We start from the raw sequence: 21,847 nt of genomic DNA, 5'->3' as shown, positions 1-21,847 counted from the left end.
GGCTCTCCCCCGTTTGCCCAGAAGTCCAAGGAGCCGGCTGTGGAAGCCGCTGTCACGACGTGTTACCGCCACCCCAAGTACGAGACGTACGTGAGCTGCACGCGCTGCGAGCGCTTCATCTGTCCCGACTGCATGCGTGAGGCGGCGGTCGGTCACCAGTGCCCCGAGTGCGTGAAGGAGGGCCACAAGTCGGTACGCCAGGCACGCACCGTCTTCGGCGGCACGGTCGCCGGGGCGGCGGCGCCCGTGGTCACGTACACACTGATCGCGCTGAACGTCCTCGCCTACCTCGGCGCACTGGCGCGTCCCGACCTCCTCGACCGGTTCGGCATGATCGGCTGGGCGCTGATGGGCCCGGAGGACGGGGGCGACCCCGGCCGGGGCTATCCAGAGCCGACCCTCGCCGGGGTGGCCGAGGGCGAGTGGTACCGGCTCTTCACGGGCGCCTTTCTCCACCTTCTCCCGACCGGGGGCAGTTTCGGGATCATGCACATCGTCATGAACATGTTCTGTCTGTGGAACGTGGGCAGGACGGTCGAGGACCAGCTCGGCCGGGCGCGCTACGCCGGTCTCTACCTCCTGTCGGCGCTCGGCGGTTCGGTACTCGTCTACCTGATCGCGCCGCAGACCCTCGTCGTGGGCGCCTCGGGCGCGATCTTCGGCGTCTCGGCGTCGTACTACGTGATCTGTCGCCGCCTGGGCCGCGACATGCAGGCGGTGAACCGCTTCATGACGGGCCTCGTGATCTGGATGGTGGTCTCGGCCCTGTTCGCGTCCTGGCAGGCCCACTTGGGCGGCCTGCTCACCGGCGCCCTGGTCAGCCTGGCTCTGGCGTACGCACCGCGCAAGAACCGCACGGCGATCCAGGTGGCGGCGGGCGCCGGGGTGCTGGTGCTGCTGGTCGCGCTTGTGCTGATGAAGACATCGGCGCTGACGTCGGCCGTGGCGTAGGGGAAAAGCCCCCGCAGGGCCGGTCGCACCCGCCCCGCCACGACCCGCCCGTTACGACCTCACCCGCCCCCCTGCTCCTGAAAGGCCGGCAGCTCGAAGACCCGCTGCTTGCCGGTGTCGTCCATCAACTCCACCAGCGGCAGCACCAGTTCCCACAGGTCGCGCTTGTCCACCTCGCGGGCGAGCGCGTCCAGTTCGCCGTCCGTGAGGCCCGCCGCCGCGTCCGCGACCGTCTTCCGGGACTCGGCGGGCAGCACGTCCACCAGCGGCAGGAACTCCGCCCAGAGCCCCGTCGCCACCACAGCCCGTACGACCTGGCCGAGTACGTCCGCCGAGCGCAGCGACGGCAGCCCCGCGACCGCCCGCCGCTCCCCCTCTCCCAGCAGGGCGACGAGCGGCAGCAGCGACTCCCACAGGTCCTGCTCAGCCACGATCAGCACCAGCGGGTCCAGCCGCTCCTCGGGCTGCCCGGCGGCGAGCGAGGCGATGCGTCCGCGCTGTGCGTCCGGGACCATTCCGGCGATGGCCAGCGCCTCGGGCCACAGTCCGCTGTCGGCGGCCGAGGCGATGACGGCGGCGAGCCGCTCCTCCCCCATCAGGCCGATGATCCGGCCCAGCCGCTCCGGCATGTCGATGGCGAAGCCGGTACGCAGCACCACGTCGTCCGGCACCTGCGGCAGGATCCGCTCCAGCGCGGAATCGCGCAGGTGGCCGACGAAGCGGCCCATGGTGAGGTGGTCGCCGCGTTCCGCGAGGGCGACGGCGATCCGTACGAGCAGGTCCTCGTCCAGCCGGTCGACGATGCCCGGGATGCGGCGCGGGTCGAGATACGCGCAGGACTCGGCGGAGAAGGAGACCGGCAGCTTCTCGATGATGTCGGCGGCGCGCGGCGGTTCCAGCTTGCCCGCCACCGCGGCGGCGAGGCGCGGCCCGAGCGCCTTCTGCGAGATGGCGGCGGCGACGCCGGCCGGGACCAGCTTGGTGGCCTTCGCGATCCGGTCGAGCATCTCGGGCGTACCGTCGAAGAGCGAGGCGACGGCCTGTTCGCGCAGGCGGCGTACGTCGTCGGCGGGGAGGGCACGCAGGAAGGCGAGGCGGTCGGGGCCCTCGCCCACGAGGGCGGCGATCTTCTCGGTCTCGGCCCTGTTGCGGAGCTTGTCCATGTCGGGGATCACCGGCTCACTTGAAGAGGATGCGGCGTACGGGGCCACGGGCCAGGGCGGGCACGAGCTTGAGGGCTTCCTCCGCCGCGTCGCCGAGACCGGAGGCGCGGGCCTCGCGCTCGCGGCGCAACGCCTCGGCGAGGAGCCGAAGTTGGCTGTCGGTCAGCCCGGCGACACTCGGAGGCGGCTGAGCCCCGCCCAGTTCTGCCGCGAGTTCATTCAGCGCTGTCATGCCCCGACACACTGGAGCGCAATTGACTTTTAGTCAATAGATGGCGCTTGACCTCAACTCCGCTTGAGGTACGAGGCTTTGACCAATGAAGCCGATACGCCCCGTGCTACGCGTCCCCCGCCCCCAGGTGACCTTGCTGATCGTCCTGCTCGGCTACCTCACGTTCCCCATGTCCATGTCCGGCACGACGATCGCCCTCCCGGAGATCGGCCGGGACCTCGACGCCTCGGGCGCGTCCCTCCAGTGGGTCGTCACCGGCTACTTCCTCACCGCGTCCGCCTTCATGCTCGTCGCGGGTTCGCTCGGCGACCTCTTCGGGCGGCGGAAGGTGTACGCGATCGGAGCCGCGATCTACACCGCCGGCACCCTCGTCGCCTCCACCGCCCAGAGCATCCTCGTCCTGGACGCGGCCCGTACCCTCTCGGGCATCGGCGCGGCCGGCGTGATGGCGGGCGGCGGCGCGATCCTCGCGTCAACTTTCGAAGGACCGGCCCGTACCAAGGTGTTCGCGACCGTCGGAACGGTCGCGGGCATCGGCATCGCGGTCGGCCCGACCGTCTCCGGCGCACTGGTCGGCGCGTTCGGCTGGCGTACGACGTTCCTCGTCTTCGGGGTCGCCGGGATCGTCATCATCTCCGCGACGTTCCTCATGACGGAGTCGCGCGCCACGGCCCGCCCCCGCGTGGACAGGGCCGGCGCGGTCACCTTCATCACGGCCCTCGGCCTGGTCATGTTCGCCATCACGCAGGGCGGTCAGGCGGGCTGGACCAGCCCGCTCGTACTGGTCCCCCTGCTGGGCGGCCTCGGCCTCCTCGCGCTCTTCGTGGCGATCGAACGCCGCGCCGCCCACCCCATGCTGGACCTGGCGCTGCTGCGCAACCGCCGCTTCATGGGCTGGATCGTCGGCGCGACCTCCGTGGCCATCGGCTCCTCCGGAGTGATGATCTTCTTCCCCACCTACCTCCAGGGCGCCAACAACCTCTCCGCCGGCGACGCGGGCCTGATCATGCTGATGATGACCGCCCCCGTCTTCGTCGTCCCGCAGATCGGCGGCCGGCTGGTCAACCGCGGCGTACCGCCCCGCCACCTGATCGGTACGGCCCTGCTGCTGTCCGCCACCGGCAACGCCCTGCTGGCGCTCCTGCTGCGCCCGGGCGCCGGCGCCGCCACCCTCGCGGCCCCGCTGATCCTGATCGGCGTGGCCAGTGGTCTGAGCATGGGCCTGGTCGACGCACAGGCCATGAGCATGGTCGGGCAGCAACACGTAGGCATGGCATCGGGTCTGCTCAACACGATCCGGGCAGGCTCCAACTCCCTGATGCTCGCCGTCTTCGGCGCCGCCCTGATCACTCTGGTCCAGTCCCGCGTGGGCGACGACGCCCTGGCGGCGGACGTGGCGTCGGGCAAGCTGGCGGGCCCGGGCCACGCCGAACTGGCCGGACAGTTCACGTACGCCTGGCAGTTCGCCCTGACGCTGGTGGCTATCGTGATGACGGCGGCAGCGGTCCTGGTCCACCGCATGCTGATGCCCCCGCGCGCCGTTGTTCCGACCTTGACACCACAGACCGAGCTCAAGACCCTTGACCTTCCACTGACCACTGCGCCGAGGGGGACGGGCGATGAGGTACCGGTCGAACGGTAGGGGGAACGTCTCAACAAGCCAGTACGGATGGGGCCTTGGCGGTCTCTGCACCCTGATCTTGATATCCGTGGTCGCGTACCAGAACTTTCAGAACATCTTCAATCAGGAGAAGGACTTCGTCGTCGGCACGCTCTTCTCACTGGCCGGCTTCTGTTTCGCGAAGGCGCTGACCAGACCACGCGGAGAGCGTGCGATGGAGGTTCTGCGGGACTCCGGGGCCTTCGAGCAGATCGCGTTGATGGAACGCAATGTCAAGGCAGCGGCGGAGCGGCTCTCCGGCTATCACGATCTCCAGTGCAGGGACCCCGAGTTCTATCGGAACATCGGAGTGCTGCGCGTCGCCATAAATGACATAGACAAGTCCCTCACCAACCTCGCCGACCTGCGCAAGGCGCTGGACGTCGACCCTGGTCAGAGCTATCCCGTCCCACCTGAAGTCAGGCTGGCCCTGCAATCGGTGCGACGCAACGTACATGAGGCGCTCGTCCGGCGGGACCAGGCATACGAGTGGCTCCGCGCGCAACTTCCACAGGAGAACGAGCAGCCCTGGGATCTGTTCGCCGTCATGACCACCGATGTCCAGAAGGCGTCACTCACGCTGGAATCGCTGCTCAGCGAGTACATCGGGGTTCCTCCGGCACAGCAGACCCGGACCGTTCTCGAATACCTTCGCGCGGCGCGGCGCCGGGCCACCACGTTCCGGACAGCCATGCCCGAGACGCCCTTGATCTTCGCGGTGCTGGAAGAGGACATCGAGCACGCGATCGACGACCTGGAGTGGGTCGAGCAGCAACTGCTCGACACGGCCCCGCCACCCTCGCCCCCCGTCATCGTGCCCGTACCCACCCCCGCGCCCGCGGGCTCCCCGAACGCGTAGGTTCCACGCCGGGGTCACCCTCCTGCCGGGCCGCGCCCACGTCCCCGCACGCGCAGCGACGCCCGCCCCAAGTCCGGTCGGGGACAGGGCGGGCGCCGATCAGTTCCGTACGCCGTTGTACGGGACGTCTTTGGGGTGCGTACGTCAGACGGTCAGCGCACGGTCCGTCGGCTTCACCGGGGCGGGCAGTTCGCTCGCCCCCGTCAGGAACCGGTCCACGCCACGGGCCGCCGAGCGGCCCTCGGCGATCGCCCACACGATCAGCGACTGACCGCGCCCAGCGTCACCGGCGACGAAGACGCCGTCGACGTTCGTCGCGTACTCCGCGTCGCGCGCCACATTACCGCGCGCGTCGAGCTCCAGGCCAAACTGCTGGACGAGACCGTTCTCCTGGTCCGTCCCCGTGAAGCCCATCGCCAGCGTGACGAGCTGAGCGGGGATCTTGCGCTCGGTGCCCGGCTTCTGCTCCAGCTTGCCGTCCTTGAACTCCACCTCGACGAGGTGCAGGAACTGGACATTGCCGTCCTCGTCGCCCTCGAAGTGCGTCGTGGACACGGAGTAGACCCGCTCGCCGCCCTCCTCGTGCGCGGAGGTGACCTTGTAGAGCATCGGGAAGGTCGGCCACGGCTGGTTGGCGTTACGGTCCTCGCCCGGCTTCGGCATGATCTCCAGCTGCGTGACGGACGCCGCGCCCTGGCGGTGGGCGGTGCCCACGCAGTCCGCGCCGGTGTCGCCGCCGCCGATGACCACGACGTGCTTGCCCTCGGCGGTGATCGGGGAGACCGTCAGGTCGCCCTCCTGCACCTTGTTCGCGAGCGGCAGGTACTCCATCGCGAAGTGGATGCCGTTCAGCTCGCGGCCCGGGACGGGCAGGTCGCGGGAGACCGTCGCGCCGGCGGCGATGACCACCGCGTCGTACCGGCGCCGCAGCTTCGCGGCGTCGATGTCGCGGCCGATCTCGACCTCCGTACGGAACTTGGTGCCCTCCGCGCGCATCTGCTCGATGCGCCGGTTGATGTGCACCTTCTCCATCTTGAACTCGGGGATGCCGTAGCGCAGCAGCCCGCCGATGCGGTCGGCGCGCTCGTACACCGCGACCGTGTGGCCGGCCCGCGTCAGCTGCTGCGCGGCCGCGAGACCAGCGGGCCCCGAGCCGATGACAGCCACAGTCTTGCCCGACAGACGCTCGGGCGGCTGCGGCGTGACGTCACCATTGCCCCACGCCTTGTCGATGATCGAGACCTCGACGTTCTTGATGGTCACGGCCGGCTGGTTGATGCCGAGCACGCACGCCGACTCGCACGGAGCCGGGCACAGCCGCCCGGTGAACTCCGGGAAGTTGTTCGTCGCGTGCAGCCGCTCGCTCGCCGCCGCCCAGTCCTCGCGGTAGGCGTAGTCGTTCCACTCGGGAATCAGGTTCCCCAGCGGACAGCCGTTGTGGCAGAACGGGATGCCGCAGTCCATGCAGCGCCCGGCCTGCTTGCTGATGATCGGCAGCAGGGAGCCGGGAACGTAGACCTCGTTCCAGTCCTTGACGCGCTCACCGGCGGGACGGGTCTTGGCGACCTCGCGTCCGGTGGTCAGGAAGCCCTTGGGGTCAGCCATTGGTCGCCGCCTCCATCATCTTCTCGGTGGTCTCCTGCTCGGAGAGACCGGCGAGCTCAGCGGCGTCCTTGGCGGCGAGCACTGCCTTGTACGTGGACGGGATGATCTTGCTGAAGCGGGTCACCGCGGTGTCCCACTCAGCCAACAGCTTTGAAGCGACCGTAGAACCGGTCTCCTCCTCATGGCGGCGCACCACATCGTGCAGCCACACCTGGTCGGTCTCGTCGAGCGCCTCGACCGCCCCGGCGTTGCCGGAGTTGACGTTGTCCGGGTCGAGGTCGATGACGTACGCGACACCGCCGGACATGCCGGCCGCGAAGTTACGCCCGGTCTCGCCCAGCACCACCGCGCGACCGCCGGTCATGTACTCGCAGCCGTGGTCGCCCACGCCCTCCGAGACCACCGTGGCGCCGGAGTTACGGACGCAGAAGCGCTCGCCCGTCCTGCCCCGCAGGAAGAGCTCGCCACTCGTGGCGCCGTACGCGATCGTGTTGCCCGCGATCGTCGAGTACTCGGCGAGGTGGTCGGCGCCCCGGTCCGGCCGGACAACGATCCGGCCACCCGAAAGGCCCTTCCCCACATAGTCATTCGCATCACCTTCGAGCCGCAGCGTGACACCACGCGGCACGAACGCACCGAACGACTGACCGGCCGACCCCGTGAAGGTGATGTCGATGGTGTCGTCGGGCAGACCGGCCCCGCCGAACTTCTTCGTCACCTCGTGACCGAGCATCGTGCCGACGGTCCGGTTGATGTTGCGGATCGCGACCTGCGCGCGCACCGGCCCGGCGGCCTCGGCGCTGTCCACGGCCAGGGCGTCGGCGGCGAGCTTGATCAGCTCGTTGTCGAGCGCCTTCTCCAGCGCGTGGTCCTGGGTCGTGATCTGGTGACGGACCGCGCCCTCCGGCAGCTCGGGCACGTAGAAGAGCGGCTCCAGGTCGAGACCCTGCGCCTTCCAGTGCTGAACGGCCGCGTCGGTGTTGAGGAGTTCGGCGTGGCCGACGGCCTCTTCGAGCGTACGGAAGCCGAGCTCCGCCAGCAGCTCGCGCACTTCCTCCGCGATGAACTGGAAGAAGTTGACGATGTACTCGGCCTTGCCGGAGAACCGGTCCCGAAGCACCGGGTTCTGCGTGGCGATACCGACCGGGCACGTGTCCAGGTGACAGACACGCATCATGACGCAGCCGGACACGACGAGCGGCGCGGTCGCGAAACCGAACTCCTCGGCGCCGAGCAGCGCGGCGATGATGACGTCGCGGCCGGTCTTCAGCTGGCCGTCGGTCTGGACCACGATACGGTCGCGCAGCCCGTTGAGCAGCAGCGTCTGCTGGGTCTCGGCGAGCCCGAGCTCCCAGGGACCGCCCGCGTGCTTCAGCGAGGTAAGCGGAGAAGCACCCGTACCACCATCATGGCCCGAGATCAGCACCACATCGGCGTGTGCCTTGGACACACCCGCCGCGACCGTGCCGACACCGACCTCCGACACCAGCTTCACGTGGATACGCGCGGCCGGGTTGGCGTTCTTGAGGTCGTGGATCAGCTGAGCCAGGTCCTCGATCGAGTAGATGTCGTGGTGCGGCGGCGGCGAAATGAGCCCCACACCCGGCGTCGAGTGCCGGGTCTTCGCGACCCACGGGTACACCTTGTGGCCGGGCAGCTGACCGCCCTCGCCGGGCTTGGCGCCCTGCGCCATCTTGATCTGGATGTCGTCGGCGTTGACGAGGTATTCGCTCGTCACACCGAAACGCCCCGAGGCGACCTGCTTGATGCTGGAGCGCCGGGCCGGGTCGTACAGCCGCTCGGCGTCCTCGCCGCCCTCACCGGTGTTGGACTTGCCGCCCAGCTGGTTCATGGCGATGGCAAGCGTCTCGTGCGCTTCCTGCGAGATGGAGCCGTACGACATGGCGCCGGTGGAGAAGCGCTTGACGATCTCGGAGGCCGGCTCGACCTCATCGATCGAAATAGCCTCGCGACCGCTCTTGAACCCGAACAGCCCACGCAGCGTCATCAGCCGCTCGGACTGCTCGTTCACCCGGTCCGTGTACTGCTTGAAGATGTCGTACCGGCGGTTGCGCGTGGCGTGCTGGAGGCGGAAGACCGTCTCCGGGTCGAACAGGTGCGGCTCGCCCTCGCGCCGCCACTGGTACTCGCCGCCGATCTCCAGCGCGCGGTGCGTGGCGGCGATGCCGGAGGCCGGGTACGCCTTGGCGTGCCGGGCGGCGACCTCCTGGGCCACCACATCCAGACCGGCGCCGCCGATCTTGGTCGCCGTACCGTTGAAGTACTTCTCGACGAAGGCCTCGTCCAGACCGACAGCCTCGAAGACCTGTGCGCCCCGGTAGGAGGCGACAGTCGAGATGCCCATCTTGGACATGACCTTCAGGACGCCCTTGCCGAGCGCGTAGATCAGATTCCGGATGGCCTGCTCGGGCTCCGCGCCCTCGATGAACGTACCGGCGCGGACGAGGTCCTCGACGGACTCCATCGCGAGGTACGGGTTGACGGCGGCCGCACCGAAACCGATCAGCAGCGCGACATGGTGCACCTCGCGCACATCGCCGGCCTCGACGAGCAGCCCCACCTGGGTGCGCTGCTTCGTACGGATCAGGTGATGGTGCACAGCGGAAGTCAGCAGCAGCGACGGGATCGGCGCGTGCTCGGCGTCCGAGTGCCGGTCGGAGAGCACGATCAGGCGGGCGCCGGCCTCGATGGCGGCGTCTGCCTCGGTGCAGATCTGCTCGATACGGGCGGCCAGCGCGTCGGCGCCGCCGCTGACGCGGTAGAGGCCGGAGAGCGTGGCGGCCGTCAGGCCCGGCATGTCGCCGTCGGCGTTGATGTGTATGAGCTTGGCCAGCTCGTCGTTGTCGATCACCGGGAACGGCAGCGTGACATTGCGGCAGGTCGCGGCGGTCGGCTCCAGGATGTTGCCCTGGGGGCCGAGCGTGGAGCGCAGCGAGGTGACGAGCTCCTCGCGGATGGCGTCCAGCGGCGGGTTCGTGACCTGGGCGAAGAGCTGGGTGAAGTAGTCGAAGAGCAGCCGGGGCCGCTCGGACAGCGCCGCGATGGGCGAGTCCGTACCCATGGAACCGAGCGGTTCGCCACCGGTACGGGCCATCGGCGCGAGGATGACGCGCAGCTCTTCCTCGGTGTACCCGAAGGTCTGCTGCCTGCGCGTAACCGACGCGTGCGTGTGCACGATGTGCTCACGCTCGGGCAGATCCTCCAGCTCGATCTCACCCGCCTCCAGCCACTCCTGGTACGGCGCCTCGGCGGCCAGACCGGCCTTGATCTCGTCGTCCTCGATGATCCGGTGCTCGGCGGTGTCGACCAGGAACATCTTGCCGGGCTGCAGCCGTCCCTTGCGGACCACCTTCGCCGGGTCGATGTCCAGCACGCCCACCTCGGACGACAGCACGACAAGCCCGTCGTCCGTCACCCAGTAGCGACCGGGACGCAGACCGTTGCGGTCGAGTACGGCGCCGACCTGGGTGCCGTCGGTGAAGGTGACGCACGCCGGGCCGTCCCAGGGCTCCATCATCGTGGCGTGGTACTGGTAGAAGGCCCGCCGGGCCGAGTCCATCGAGTCGTGGTTCTCCCACGCCTCGGGGACCATCATCAGCACGGCGTGCGGCAGCGAGCGCCCGCCCAGATGGAGCAGCTCCAGTACCTCGTCGAAGGAAGCGGAGTCGGACGCGTCGGGCGTACAAACAGGGAAGATCCGCTCCAGCTTGTCCGCACCGAACAGGTCGGACGCGAGCTGGGATTCGCGGGCCTTCATCCAGTTGCGGTTGCCCTTGACCGTGTTGATCTCGCCGTTGTGCGCGACGAAGCGGTACGGGTGGGCGAGCGGCCAGCTGGGGAAGGTGTTCGTCGAGAAGCGCGAGTGGACAAGGGCCACAGTCGTCGCGAAGCGCCGGTCGGACAGGTCCGGGAAGAACGGCTCCAGCTGCCCGGTGGTGAGCATGCCCTTGTAGACGATGGTCCGCGCGGAGAGCGACGGGAAGTAGACACCGGCCTCACGCTCGGCGCGCTTGCGCAGCACGAAGGCCTTGCGGTCGAGCTCAAGCCCCGTCGACGTACCGTCCGCCACGAAGATCTGGGCGAAGGCCGGCATGGTGGCGCGGGCGCCGTTGCCGAGCAGCGAGGGAGTGACGGGAACCTCACGCCACCCCAGAACGTCGAGACCTTCCTCACCGGCGATGGTCTCGATCTGCTCGACGGCCTGTGCGGAGCCGTCTGCGGGAAGGAAACCAATGCCGACGGCGTACGCCCCGGCCTCGGGAAGATCGAATTCGGTGACCTCGCGCAGGAACGCGTCGGGAACCTGGAGCAGGATTCCGGCGCCATCGCCGGAGTCGGGCTCGGATCCTGTGGCACCGCGGTGTTCGAGATTGCGCAGTACGGTCAGCGCCTGCTCGACCAGCTCATGGCTGGCCACACCGGTAAGGGTGGCCACAAAGCCGACGCCACAGGCGTCGTGCTCGTTACGGGGGTCGTACATCCCCTGCTGGGCGGGGCGACCGTCCATGGGCGACCAGGCGTCGGAACGCATTGGCACTCCCGTCGTCGTCGTGGCATATGCAACTACCGAGGGACGACGTTGGCCCTCCGCGAAATTTCGTGCAGGTTACATGATGGCTGGCTTCTCGCGAGGTGGATAGCTCATTCCAGCATGCGGACACCGCGCATAGCGGTGCAGGTGGTTCACGGGCGGACAGACCGACACCCGTCGGGCGATCACAGCGCAGGCGTCATTGCCTGCGGTGTCGTGGGCTCTTGCCCGGTGATTGCGAAGATGAAACCACCGAGTAACAGAGTACTTATGTGGAGCCCCGCATAGGGTCTCACCCTACGGCCGTTCCGAACAGAGTGCCGAGGGCGTACGTCACACCGGCGGCGGCCCCACCGAGCGCCAGCTGCCTGATGCCACTGAACCACCAGGAACGCGCCGTCACCCTGGCCACCAGCGCCCCGCAGGCAAAGAGCCCGACCAGCGCCAGCAGCACCGCGGGCCACATCGTCGAGGCCCCGAGCAGGTACGGCAGTACGGGCAACAAAGCACCCAGAGCGAACGCCCCGAACGACGATACGGCGGCGACCAGGGGTGAGGGAAGGTCCCCGGGGTCGATGCCCAGCTCCTCGCGCGCATGGATCTCCAGCGCCTGCTCGGGATCCCGGGACAGCTGCGTGGCAACCTCACGCGCCAGTCCGGCCTCGACCCCCCGCGACTCGTACAGCGCGGCGAGCTCCTCCAGCTCGTCCTTGGGATGCTTGCGCAACTCACGCCGCTCCACGTCGAGTTCGGCCTCGACAAGCTCGCGCTGCGAGGCCACGGAGGTGTATTCACCCGCCGCCATGGAGAAGGCACCGGCGGCAAGCCCGGCGAGCCCCGTAATGACGATCGTCTGCTGCCCCACGGAACCACCGGCCACCCCGGTCATCAACGCCAGATTCGACACCAGACCGTCCATGGCCCCGAAGACCGCCGGGCGCAGCCAACCCCCATTCACGTCACGGTGCGTGTGGTTGTCGCGGTGCGCCTCGTGGAGCGTCGCCTCGGTCTCGATGATGGCCATGTCGCCAGTTCCCCTCTCGCCGGAGGCGGGGCCGTCCGCGGCCCCTCCACCCCCTCAACGCCATCGAAAGTACGCACGATTCAAGACGCCCGCCAGCAAGGCAGGCCGTACTTACCCGCAGCTCAGACCCCACGCCGACCGGGTGACGCTGACGTTTCGGAGCCTTCGCCGGGCCCTCGCGTGGCACAGATCCAGGAACGAGCCCTGGGAGTTGATTGCATGCGATCCCGCACCGGTCACGGCCGCGCGCTTCAGAGGCTGCGCGAACTTCACGGCGTTCGGGCGCTCCGCGACAGGGGACGGGGCGCCCTGCTCGGCCTGGCGGTGGGCGACGCGCTCGGGGCGCCGGCGGAGAACATGAAGCCATCCGAGATCCGCCGCCGTTGGGGCCGCATCGAGGGCTTCGTGTCCTGCGATCCCGCCGGTACGGACGACACGGAGTACGCCATCTTCTCCGGCCTCCTCCTGGCCCGCCACGGCTCGGCGCTCACCGTGGCCCACGTCGAGAACGCCTGGCACCTGTGGATCGCCGACCTGGACGAGGGACCGTTCCGCGGCGCGGGCTTCAGCGAAAGGGGCACGCTGGAAAACCTCCGCCGCGGCCTGGCCGCCCCCATCTCCGCCCAGCACCGCCACGCGTGGAGCGACGGCCTGGCGATGCGCGCCGCCCCGTTCGGCGTCTTCGCGGCGGGCCACCCGGCGGAGGCGGCGCGGCTGGTGGCGATCGACGGCTGCGTGAGCCACGAGGGCGAGGGCATCTACGGCGGCCAGGCGGTGGCGGCGGGCGTGGCGGTGGCCATGACGGGCGGAACCCCTTCCGCGATCACCGCGGCCGCCCTCTCGGTCATCCCGTCCGACTCCTGGACGGCCCGCTCCCTGCGCCGAGCGGTGGCCGCCGCCCCACAGGGCGAACGCGCGGTCCGCTCGGCGGTGGTGATCGGCGGCTACCCCTGGACGGACCTGGCCCCTGAGGCGGTGGGCCTGGCCTTCGGCGCGTTCGCGGCGTCCCGCGGCGACTTCGCCGGCTCAGTCCTGACGGCGGTCAACATGGGCCGCGACGCGGACACCACGGCGGCGGTGGCGGGCGCCCTGGCCGGCGCGATGTGCGGCGCGGGGGCGATCCCCCTGGCCTGGTCCGCTGCCATCACCCCGGCCAGAGGCAGCTGCCTCCCCTCGATGCGCAACCACCACGTGCTGGACGTGGCAGACCTCCTCACCCCGGACGACGACCCCCCGCACGCCACCCCCCACACCCCCCGGGCAGCGCGATGACCCCCTACAACCCCCCACAGCCCACGCCAACCCCCGAGTCCACCCCCACCGACAACACCCCCGCCCCGGACGACACCCCCAGCCCGCGCGAAGCGCCGGGCGCAGCCCCCCAGACCGCAGCCCCACCCCACCACCCGCGCGAAGCGCCGGACACAACCCCATGGGACACGGCCGCACCTCCCAGCTCCCGCGAAGCGCCGGACACAACCCCCCAGACCGCAGCCCCACCCCACCACCCGCGCGAAGCGCCGGACACAACCCCAAGGGGCACGGCCGCACCTCCCAGCTCCCGCGAAGCGCCGGGCACAACGCCCCAGACCGCAGCCCCACCCCACCGCCCGCGCGGAGCGCCGGGCTCCACCCCCAGGGGCGCAGCCCCTGCCCCCAGCTGGCCCGGGCCCGACACACGTGGCGCACGGTCCGGGGTTGCGGTGGCCGCCAGGGGCGTGGCCGGTCCGCGCCGGATCGAAGGGCTCCTCCTCGGCCTGGCCGCGGGCGACGCCGCCGGCTGGCCCGCCGCCCGCCACCGCGCCGCCCGCATGCCGGACTGGACCCGCCGCCTCACCCGCGAACTCGACACCTTCGCCGAGCAGAACGCCACCACCACCCTCCCCGTCCCCATCGCCCTCAACCAGCCCCCCGAACCCCTGCGCCTCGGACCCTCCGACGACGCCGAGTGGGCCGCTTTCACAGCCGGTACGATCCTCGCCGCCACCCCCGGCAAGATCCGGGCCGCGGTCGACCGCGCCTGGACCGCCCTCGCCGCCGAGGTCGCCGCCGCAGCCGACCGCGCCCCCGAGGTCGAGTCCGCCGTACTCCCCCTCCGCGCCCGGATCTCCGTACGCGCGGGCCTCGGCAACCTCGCCACCGGCCTGCGCCCACCCGCGACCGGCCACGACAACCCGCACTACTTCGACGACGCGGCCTGCATCCGCGCCGCCGTCCTCGCCACCGCCCACCCCGGCGACCCGATCGCCGCCGCCGAGCTCGCCGAGTTCGACGCCCGCTACACCCAGGACGGCGACGGCGTCCACGGCGCCCGCGCCATGGCCGCGGCGATCGCGGCAGCCCTGGGCGGCGCCGGGGTCGACGAAGCCGTGAACGCCGCCCTCGCCCAGCTCCCCGAAGCCACCGAAATCGGCCGCAACGCAGCCCACGCCGTACACCTCGCCACCACCTCCAACGCCGGAGCGTTCGCCCTCGTCCCCACCCTCGAACACCAAATCGTCGACCACGTCTACAGCTACGGCATCGCCGCCGCCGAAACCGTCCCCGTGGCCCTGGCGCTCGCCACCGCCGCCCGCGGCCGCGTAACCGAGGCCGTACCCGCCGCCGCCTGCCTGTCCCGGGTCGCCGACTCGGCCCCCGCCCTCGCCGGCGCACTGACCGGCGCACTCTGCGGCGGCGACGCCCTGCCCCCCGGCTGGCGCGACACCTGCCGCACCCTGGTCGGCTGCGCCCTCCCCCGCCTGGCCGGCACAGACCTGGTGGAACTGGCCGAAAAACTCACCACACACCTCCACCCCACCCACCCCACCCACCCCATGAAGGGCTGACCGAACCATGGCGACATTCCCACCCCTCACCCTGGAGGACCGGACCACCGGCAGCCTGATCGGCGCGGCAGTCGGCGACGCGCTGGGCGGCCCGGTCGAAGGCTGGACCCCCGAACAGATCACCGAACGCCACAACGGCCGCGTCCACGGCATCGTCGGCCCCTTCCACGAAGACTGGCGTACGGCACGCCCCATCGCCCCGTACCACAAGGGCGACGGCCACATCACGGACGACACCCTCATGACCCACGCCCTGGTCCGCGTGTACGACGCCGTACGCGACCACCTGGACGCCTACTCAATGGCCGACCACCTGGTCCCCGAACTCATCGAATCCCCCGTCTGGATCCCGGAGTTGGAAAAGGAGGCCCTCCCCCTCCAGCGCATCTTCCTGGCCGAGAAGTGGATCGTCGCCCGCCTCCACTACGGACACGTGGACCCCCGCGAGGCGGGCACGGGCAACATCGTCAACTGCGGCGCCGCGATGTACATGGCCCCGGTCGGCCTGATCAACGCGGGCAACCCCCCAGCGGCGTACGCCGAAGCAATCGACATCGCCGGCGCCCACCAGTCGTCGTACGGACGCGAGGCAGCCGGAGTCTTCGCCGCCGCGGTAGCCGCCGCCTGCGCCCCCGAAGCCACCCCCGCCACAGTGGTGGACACCTGCCTGTCCCTCGCCAAGGACGGCACCCGCGCAGCAATCGAAGCGGTAGCCGAAGCAGCGGTCCGCCACCACGACTTCGAGTCCGCACTCGCCCCCCTCCGCACCGCCGTCGCCCCCTTCGACACCGTCGGCCCGGACTACCGCAAACCGTCCCTCGCCGCCCGCCGCCCCTCCCGCCTGCACTCCATCGAGGAACTCCCCATCGCCCTCGGAATGCTCCTGGTGGCCGGCGGCGACTACCGCCGCACAGTCCTGGGCTCGGTCAATTACGGCCGCGACTGCGACTCGATCGCCACGATGAGCGGGGCGATCGCCGGCGCGATGCACGGCGAATCAGCCATCCCGTCCGACTGGTCAAAAACAATCGCCGAGGCAAGCCGCACCGACCTGCACGCCCCACCCCGGACCCTGGCGGCCGTAACCCGCGAGGTGTACGCCCGGGACACGGAGCGCCGCCGGACCCACGAGGCGACATTCGCGGCGCTGGCAGGCACGCCGTGAGGCTGACCTGGCTGCAACCCGAGGACTTGATCACCCACGAACTCCGCCAGTCCTCGGAGGACGGCCGCGACACGACAGCGATCAGCACCCGTTGGCAAGCAGCAGGCGGCCCACCCACCCCACCAACCACAGGCGCGTCCCCCACCCCCGTACCCCCACACCTGCGCACCCTGGCAGAAGCCCTCCTGACGGAACTCTCCCAACTCCCCACACCCCACCCAGAACCAACCCACCTCCCCACCATCAGATCAGCCTGCCCCACCTGGCCGGCCCGGCCACACACCCCAACCCCACCCAAGAACGCGCCACCGGACGGCGCCGGGAGCAGCCCGCGGCACAGCATCCCGGTGCCAGGAGGGGACGTGCCGGGGCGCTCCCCGCAGGGCGTTGAACGCAACGAGCCCGAAGAAATCCCCGTACCCGAACGTTCGACGACCGAGGAGACGCCACGGCGCGGCACCGACCCCAGAGCCCCCGCAACCAGTGGCCACACCCGACCCGCAAGACCAACCGCCGCAGCCCTCCTCAACCGCCTCCACGCCGCCTGGCTGGGCCGCGCCGCCGGCTGCCTCCTCGGCAAACCGGTCGAGAAACTCCCCCTCACCGCCATCCGCCAACTGGCCACCGCCACCGGCAACTGGCCCCTGACCACCTGGTTCACAGCCCAAGGCGTCCCCCGCCACCTCCTCGCCCGCCACCCCTGGAACCGCCGCTCCGCCGCCACCTCCCTCGCCGAGAACATCAACGGCATGCCGGAGGACGACGACCTGAACTACCCCCTCCTGAACCTGCTCCTCCTCCAACGCCACACCAAGTCCTTCACGACAACCCACCTCGCCCACCTATGGCTGGACGAACTCCCGGCCGGCCGCACCTTCACCGCCGAACGCATCGCCTACCGCAACCTCCTCCTAGGCCTGACGCCCCCTCAAACCGCTTCCCACAACAACCCGTTCCGAGAATGGATCGGCGCCCTGATCCGCGCGGACGTCCACGGCTGGACACACCCCGGCAATCCGGCCGCCGCAGCCGAACAGGCCCACAGAGACGCCACCCTCACCCACACCACCAACGGCGTGTACGGCGCGATGTTCATCGCCGCGACCATCGCCGAAGCCGCCGCCGGCGCCACCGACGTACACCACTGCCTGCGCACCGGCCTGACCGTCGTCCCCCCGCAGTCCCGCCTGGCCCAAGCGGTCCACCACGGCATCGAAACGGCCAGAAGAACCCGCGACTTCGACACCGTCGTGGACGATCTCCACGCCACCTACGGCCACCACCACTGGGTGCACGTCATCCCGAACGCCGCCCTCATCGCCGCCGCCCTCACCCACGCCGACGGCGACTTCACCGGCTCCATCTGCCGCGCGGTGTCCGGCGGCTGGGACACCGACTCCAACGGCGCCACCACAGGCAGCATCGCCGGCCTCCTAGCGGGCTCCCCAGAGGCGATCCCCGCCCACTGGACCACCCCCCTCCGCAACCGCCTCGCCACGTCCATCGCAGGCCTTGACGGCATCGGCTTCGACACCCTGGCCCACCTCACCCACACGGAGGCGCACCGACCGTGACCACGAGTGAAGACCAAAAGATGACAACGCCCACACCGGCCCCCCTCACCGGCCTCCGCGTCCTGGACCTGGCCACCCTCTTCGCCGGCCCGCTGGCCGCCACGATGCTCGGCGACTTCGGCGCGGACGTGATCAAGGTCGAGCACCCCACCAAACCCGACCCCTCCCGAGGCCACGGCCCGTCCAAAGACGGCATCGGCCTGTGGTGGAAACTCCTCGGCCGCAACAAGCGCACGATCACCCTCGACCTGTCCGCCCCCACCGGCCGCGACGCTCTCCTGCGCCTGGCGGCCACCTCAGATGTGATCATCGAGAACTTCCGCCCGGGCACCCTGGAGAGATGGGGCCTTGGCCCAGCCGAGCTGAGCGCCGCGAACCCCCGCCTGGTCCTGGCCCGCGTCACCGGCTTCGGCCAGTTCGGCCCGTACTCCCACCGCCCGGGCTTCGGCACGCTCGCCGAGGCGATGAGCGGCTTCGCGGCGATCACCGGCGAATCCCAAGGCCCGCCCACACTCCCTCCCTTCGGCCTGGCCGACTCGATCGCGGCACTCGCGACCGCCTACGCGGTGATGACAGCCCTGACAGCCCGCACCACAACCAACCGCGGCCAGGTGGTCGACATGGCCATCATCGAACCGATCCTCACGATCCTCGGCCCCCAGCCGCTCTGGTACGACCAGCTCGGCTACATCCAGCCCCGCACCGGAAACCGCTCCCGTAACAACGCCCCGCGCAACACCTACCGCACAGCCGACGGCGCCTGGGTGGCCGTCTCCACATCGGCCCAGTCCGTGGCCGAGCGCGTGATGCGCCTGGTGGGCCGCCCCGACCTGATCGACGAGCCGTGGTTCACCACGGGCAGCGGCCGCGCCGAGCACGCCGACGAACTCGACGAGGCGGTCGGCCACTGGATCTCCCGCCGCACCCGCGACGAGGCACTGGCCGCGTTCGAGAAGGCCGAAGCGGCGATCGCCCCCATCTACGACGTGCAGGACGTCATGGCCGACCCGCAGTACCGCGCCCTGGACACGATCACCGAGATCGAGGACCCGGAACTGGGCCCGCTGCGCATGCAGAACGTCCTCTTCCGCCTGTCCGAAACCCCCGGCGCGATCCGCTGGGCCGGCCGCCCCCACAACGCCGACACCCAGGCCGTACTCACCGAAGCGGGCTTCTCCGAGTCCGACATCGCCACTCTCCGCGCCACCGGCGGCACAAAATGACATCCCCACTGACGGCACTGACCGCCCTGACCTGGCTGTACGTACCGGGTGACCGCCCTGAGACGGTAGCCAAGGCGCTGGGTTCCGGCGCCGACGTCGTGATCGTCGACCTGGAGGACGCGGTCGCGCCCGACCGCAAGGAGTACGCCCGCTCAGCCACCGCCGAGCTGCTCACCGAGCGCCCGTCCGCCACCCCGGTCCACGTCCGCGTGAACGCCCTGGGCAGCCTCTTCGCCGAGGCCGATCTGCACGCCCTGGCCCGACTGCCGGGCCTCGCGGCCCTCCGCCTCCCCAAGGTCACCGACCCGGCCGAAGTGCGGCACGTCGCGAACCTGATGCCCGACGTACCGCTGTACGCCCTGCTCGAATCGGCGCTGGGCATCGAGCACGCCCACGCCATCGCGGGGGCGCACCCCTACCTACGGGGCATCGCCCTGGGCGAGGCCGACCTCCGCGCGGATCTGGGCGTACGGGACGACGCCGGCCTCGCGTGGCCACGCAGCCGGGTGGTGGTCGCCGCACGGGCAGCGGGTCTGGAGCCGCCGGTCCAGTCGGTGCACCCGGACATCCATGACCTGCGGGGCCTGGCGGAGTCGTGCGCGCGGGGGCGGGCGCTGGGCTTCCTGGGCCGTACGGCCCTGCACCCCCGCCAGCTGCCGGTGATCGAGCGCGCGTTCCGCCCCACACCCCAGGAGGTCGAGGAGGCGGAGGAAATCGTCAAAGCGGCGGCAGCGGACGGCGGCGCACTGGCACTCCCCGACGGCCGCTTCGTAGACGCGGCGGTAGTAGCACAAGCCCACAGAACGCTGTCCCTGGCCTCCCGCCCCGGGTGACCACGGGCCGACGCCGGCCCAGGTCGGGAAATCAAGCCCGGCCGGCGTTTGAGGCCTTCGGGAAGGGGCGGGGTGGGGAAATCAAAACTCCCCCGGACGCGCTAGTCCTTGGCCTCGGCGTCGGCCTTGCCCGGTGCATCGCTGTCGGCACCGGCACCAACGTCGGCACCCGCACCCGTACCCGCGTCCGCACCCGCGTCCGCCCCGCCGTCATCCCCCGCGTCGCCCTTCCCCAGAGCAACCGGCTCGACGATCTCCTCGCGCCCCGGCCGCGCCTTCGCCGAGATCACGAAGTACGCGACGGCGAGCACGAAGACCACGATCGAGGTCCACACGTTGAGCCGCAGCCCCAGCACGTGGTGCGCCTCGTCGACCCGCATGTACTCGATCCAGCCGCGGCCGGCGCAGTACAGCGCGACGTACAGCGCGAAGACCCGCCCGTGCCCGAGCTTGAAGCGGCGGTCGGCCCAAATGACCACCAGCGCCGCGCCGACGCACCACAGCGACTCGTACAGGAAGGTCGGGTGGTACGTCCCGGCCTCGCGGTTCACGCCCTCGGAGATCTTGAGCGCCCACGGCAGATCCGTCGGCCGCCCGTAAAGCTCCTGGTTGAACCAGTTGCCCCAGCGGCCGATGGCCTGGGCGAAGGCGAGACCGGGAGCCATCGCGTCGGCCCAGGCCGGGAGCGGGATCCCGCGGCGGCGGCAGCCGATCCAGGCGCCGACCGCGCCGAGAGCGACGGCGCCCCAGATACCGAGGCCGCCCTCCCAGATCTTGAAGGCGTCGACCCAGTTCTGGCCCTCGCTGAAGTACAGCTGGTAGTCAGTGATGACGTGGTAGAGCCGCCCGCCGACCAGGCCGAACGGCACCGCCCACACAGCGATGTCGGCCACCGTCCCGGCTTTACCTCCCCGGGCGACCCACCGCTTGTTGCCGTACCAGACGGCCACAAAAACGCCGATGATGATGCAGAACGCGTAGCCGCGGAGCGGGATCGGTCCGAGCTCGATCACACCGGTCGACGGGCTGGGGATATAAGCAAGTTCCATGGCAGGGTCGACGCTACCCTGCCGGGCGGGAGGTACGGCAACCCACCCGGCAACGTCTGGATAACGAGCGGCCCCGAGCCCAGGCCCCACGCCGCACGCCCAGCGCCTACGGCGTGACCGGGGGAACAGAAGCCCGAGGCACGGAGGCCGGCGGCACAGAAACCTGCGGCACGGACGACGCCGGAGGCACCGAAGCCTGGGACGCGGCCCCCGGCGGCACAGAAGCCTGGGGCGCGGACGGCGCCGGAGGCGCGGGCGCCGGGGAGGTGGCGGACGCGGACTCCGGCGGCGTGGCGGTCGCCGTCCCCGCCTTCTTGCCCTTGTTCGCCTCGGCGACCCACTTCCTCAGGTTGGCCGGCGAGATCTGCTCGTTGCCCTTCTGCGGGAAGATGGACTCGCCATTGAGCTGCACGGTCGGCGTCCCACGGAAGTCGCCCTTCTGGAACGCCTCATTCGACTTCTGCACCCAGCCGTTGTGCGTCCCGTCGGCGACACACTGCCTGAACGATTCGGTCACGAGCCCGTCGACCTTGCCCGCCAGCTCGATCAGACGGCTGTCCTTGCTGAAGGCGTCATCGGTCTCGGGCGGCTGGTTCTGGTACAGCACGTCGTGGTACGGCACGAACTTGCCCACGTCCTGCGCGCAGGCCGCCGCGTTGGCCGACTTCAGCGAGCCCGAGCCGCCCATGTTCCCGTCAATGAGCGTGGCCAGGTGGTACTCGACCTTGATCTGGCCCGCCCGCTCCAGCTCATGGATCGTTTCCCGGAAGGCGTTCTCGAACTGGGCGCAGGCCGGGCAGCGGAAGTCCTCCCACACCGTGAGCGTCGACGGTGCGTCCTTCGCCCCCACCGGGATCATCGGATCGCCCTTGGAGTCCGTGCCCTCGGGCGTCACCACAGCATTCGCGCTGTCGTCGCCGTCCCCGTCCGAGCCCATGTTCGCGGCGAGGATGCCCGCCACGGCGGCCAGGCCCAGCACGCCGACCACGGCGGCGGCCACGATCAGTGTCCGCCTGCGCTTGTCACGCGCCTTCTGCGCCTCGCGCTCCTCGATGAGGCGCTCGCGGGCGGTTCGTTTTCCGTCACGGTTCTTGTCACTCACATCCGCAGCAACGAACCGGGGAGGCAC

Annotated in this window: 16 protein-coding genes; 9 read left to right on the top strand and 7 right to left on the bottom strand. The window is 70.3% G+C overall.

All coding sequences use genetic code 11. The annotated features are described in order from the left end of the window. The first annotated feature begins 39 nt into the window (after nucleotides 1-39). A complete protein-coding gene (locus ABZX79_RS18980) occupies nucleotides 40-951 on the top strand; it encodes a rhomboid family intramembrane serine protease (protein ID WP_355258461.1) in 912 nt (303 codons plus the stop codon). 59 nt (nucleotides 952-1,010) lie between these two features. Here the strand turns inward: ABZX79_RS18980 and ABZX79_RS18975 are convergent, their stop codons facing one another. Together ABZX79_RS18975 and ABZX79_RS18970 are read right to left on the bottom strand one after the other, a co-directional pair. Further along, nucleotides 1,011-2,126 carry a hypothetical protein gene (locus tag ABZX79_RS18975; RefSeq protein WP_355258458.1) on the bottom strand — a complete coding sequence of 372 codons (1,116 nt, stop codon included), beginning with the start codon at nucleotides 2,124-2,126 and terminating at the stop codon, nucleotides 1,011-1,013. Between the two features lie 4 nt (nucleotides 2,127-2,130). Then, nucleotides 2,131-2,346: a hypothetical protein gene (locus tag ABZX79_RS18970; protein ID WP_355258455.1), complete on the bottom strand. Its 216-nt coding sequence runs from the start codon at nucleotides 2,344-2,346 to the stop codon at nucleotides 2,131-2,133. Nucleotides 2,347-2,431: 85 nt separating this feature from the next. Between ABZX79_RS18970 and ABZX79_RS18965 the strand changes: the two genes are divergently transcribed. Both ABZX79_RS18965 and ABZX79_RS18960 read left to right on the top strand, forming a co-directional pair. Further along, a complete protein-coding gene (locus ABZX79_RS18965; RefSeq protein ID WP_355258452.1) occupies nucleotides 2,432-3,988 on the top strand; it encodes an MFS transporter in 1,557 nt (518 codons plus the stop codon). A gap of 67 nt (nucleotides 3,989-4,055) precedes the next feature. Then, on the top strand, nucleotides 4,056-4,865 hold the full coding sequence (locus ABZX79_RS18960; RefSeq protein WP_355258449.1) for a hypothetical protein: 810 nt from the start codon (nucleotides 4,056-4,058) through the stop codon (nucleotides 4,863-4,865). 144 nt (nucleotides 4,866-5,009) lie between these two features. Here ABZX79_RS18960 and ABZX79_RS18955 read toward each other — a convergent pair whose 3' ends face one another. The 3 genes from ABZX79_RS18955 to ABZX79_RS18945 form a co-directional block, all read right to left on the bottom strand. Beyond that, nucleotides 5,010-6,470 carry a glutamate synthase subunit beta gene (locus ABZX79_RS18955; protein WP_355258446.1) on the bottom strand — a complete coding sequence of 487 codons (1,461 nt, stop codon included), beginning with the start codon at nucleotides 6,468-6,470 and terminating at the stop codon, nucleotides 5,010-5,012. Next, nucleotides 6,463-11,022, bottom strand: a complete 4,560-nt coding sequence (gene gltB, locus ABZX79_RS18950) for a glutamate synthase large subunit (RefSeq protein ID WP_355258443.1) — start codon at nucleotides 11,020-11,022, stop codon at nucleotides 6,463-6,465. The genes ABZX79_RS18955 and gltB overlap by 8 nt, the downstream gene beginning before the upstream one ends. 292 nt (nucleotides 11,023-11,314) lie before the next feature. Then, on the bottom strand, nucleotides 11,315-12,046 hold the full coding sequence (locus ABZX79_RS18945; protein ID WP_355258440.1) for a VIT1/CCC1 transporter family protein: 732 nt from the start codon (nucleotides 12,044-12,046) through the stop codon (nucleotides 11,315-11,317). Between the two features lie 219 nt (nucleotides 12,047-12,265). Between ABZX79_RS18945 and ABZX79_RS18940 the strand changes: the two genes are divergently transcribed. From ABZX79_RS18940 to ABZX79_RS18915, 6 genes are all read left to right on the top strand, one after another. Beyond that, nucleotides 12,266-13,318 carry an ADP-ribosylglycohydrolase family protein gene (locus ABZX79_RS18940; protein ID WP_355258437.1) on the top strand — a complete coding sequence of 351 codons (1,053 nt, stop codon included), beginning with the start codon at nucleotides 12,266-12,268 and terminating at the stop codon, nucleotides 13,316-13,318. Between the two features lie 431 nt (nucleotides 13,319-13,749). Next, complete coding sequence (locus ABZX79_RS18935; protein ID WP_355258434.1) at nucleotides 13,750-14,874, top strand: ADP-ribosylglycohydrolase family protein; 1,125 nt, start codon at nucleotides 13,750-13,752, stop codon at nucleotides 14,872-14,874. A gap of 7 nt (nucleotides 14,875-14,881) precedes the next feature. After that, nucleotides 14,882-16,039, top strand: coding sequence for an ADP-ribosylglycohydrolase family protein (locus ABZX79_RS18930; protein ID WP_355258431.1), 1,158 nt, complete (start codon nucleotides 14,882-14,884; stop codon nucleotides 16,037-16,039). Beyond that, nucleotides 16,036-17,613 carry an ADP-ribosylglycohydrolase family protein gene (locus ABZX79_RS18925; RefSeq protein WP_355258429.1) on the top strand — a complete coding sequence of 526 codons (1,578 nt, stop codon included), beginning with the start codon at nucleotides 16,036-16,038 and terminating at the stop codon, nucleotides 17,611-17,613. The genes ABZX79_RS18930 and ABZX79_RS18925 overlap by 4 nt, the downstream gene beginning before the upstream one ends. A 20-nt stretch (nucleotides 17,614-17,633) precedes the next feature. Beyond that, nucleotides 17,634-18,836 (top strand): CoA transferase, encoded by a 1,203-nt coding sequence (locus tag ABZX79_RS18920; RefSeq protein ID WP_355258426.1) that lies wholly within the window; start codon nucleotides 17,634-17,636, stop codon nucleotides 18,834-18,836. Next, complete coding sequence (locus tag ABZX79_RS18915) at nucleotides 18,833-19,669, top strand: CoA ester lyase (protein WP_355258423.1); 837 nt, start codon at nucleotides 18,833-18,835, stop codon at nucleotides 19,667-19,669. The genes ABZX79_RS18920 and ABZX79_RS18915 overlap by 4 nt, the downstream gene beginning before the upstream one ends. Nucleotides 19,670-19,770: 101 nt before the next feature. On the opposite strand, the gene lgt is transcribed toward ABZX79_RS18915, so the two are convergent. Beyond that, entirely contained in the window at nucleotides 19,771-20,718 is a 948-nt protein-coding gene (gene lgt / locus ABZX79_RS18910; protein WP_355258420.1) for a prolipoprotein diacylglyceryl transferase, read from the bottom strand. Nucleotides 20,719-20,824: 106 nt separating this feature from the next. Further along, a complete protein-coding gene (locus ABZX79_RS18905; protein ID WP_355258417.1) occupies nucleotides 20,825-21,820 on the bottom strand; it encodes a thioredoxin domain-containing protein in 996 nt (331 codons plus the stop codon). Nucleotides 21,821-21,847: the final 27 nt, after the last annotated feature.

The organism is Streptomyces sp. NPDC002994, from assembly GCF_040611155.1.
Classification (GTDB): Bacteria; Actinomycetota; Actinomycetes; order Streptomycetales; family Streptomycetaceae; genus Streptomyces.
Note: the sequence above shows the minus strand (reverse complement) of the source record. Positions and strands in the feature narration are given on the sequence as shown.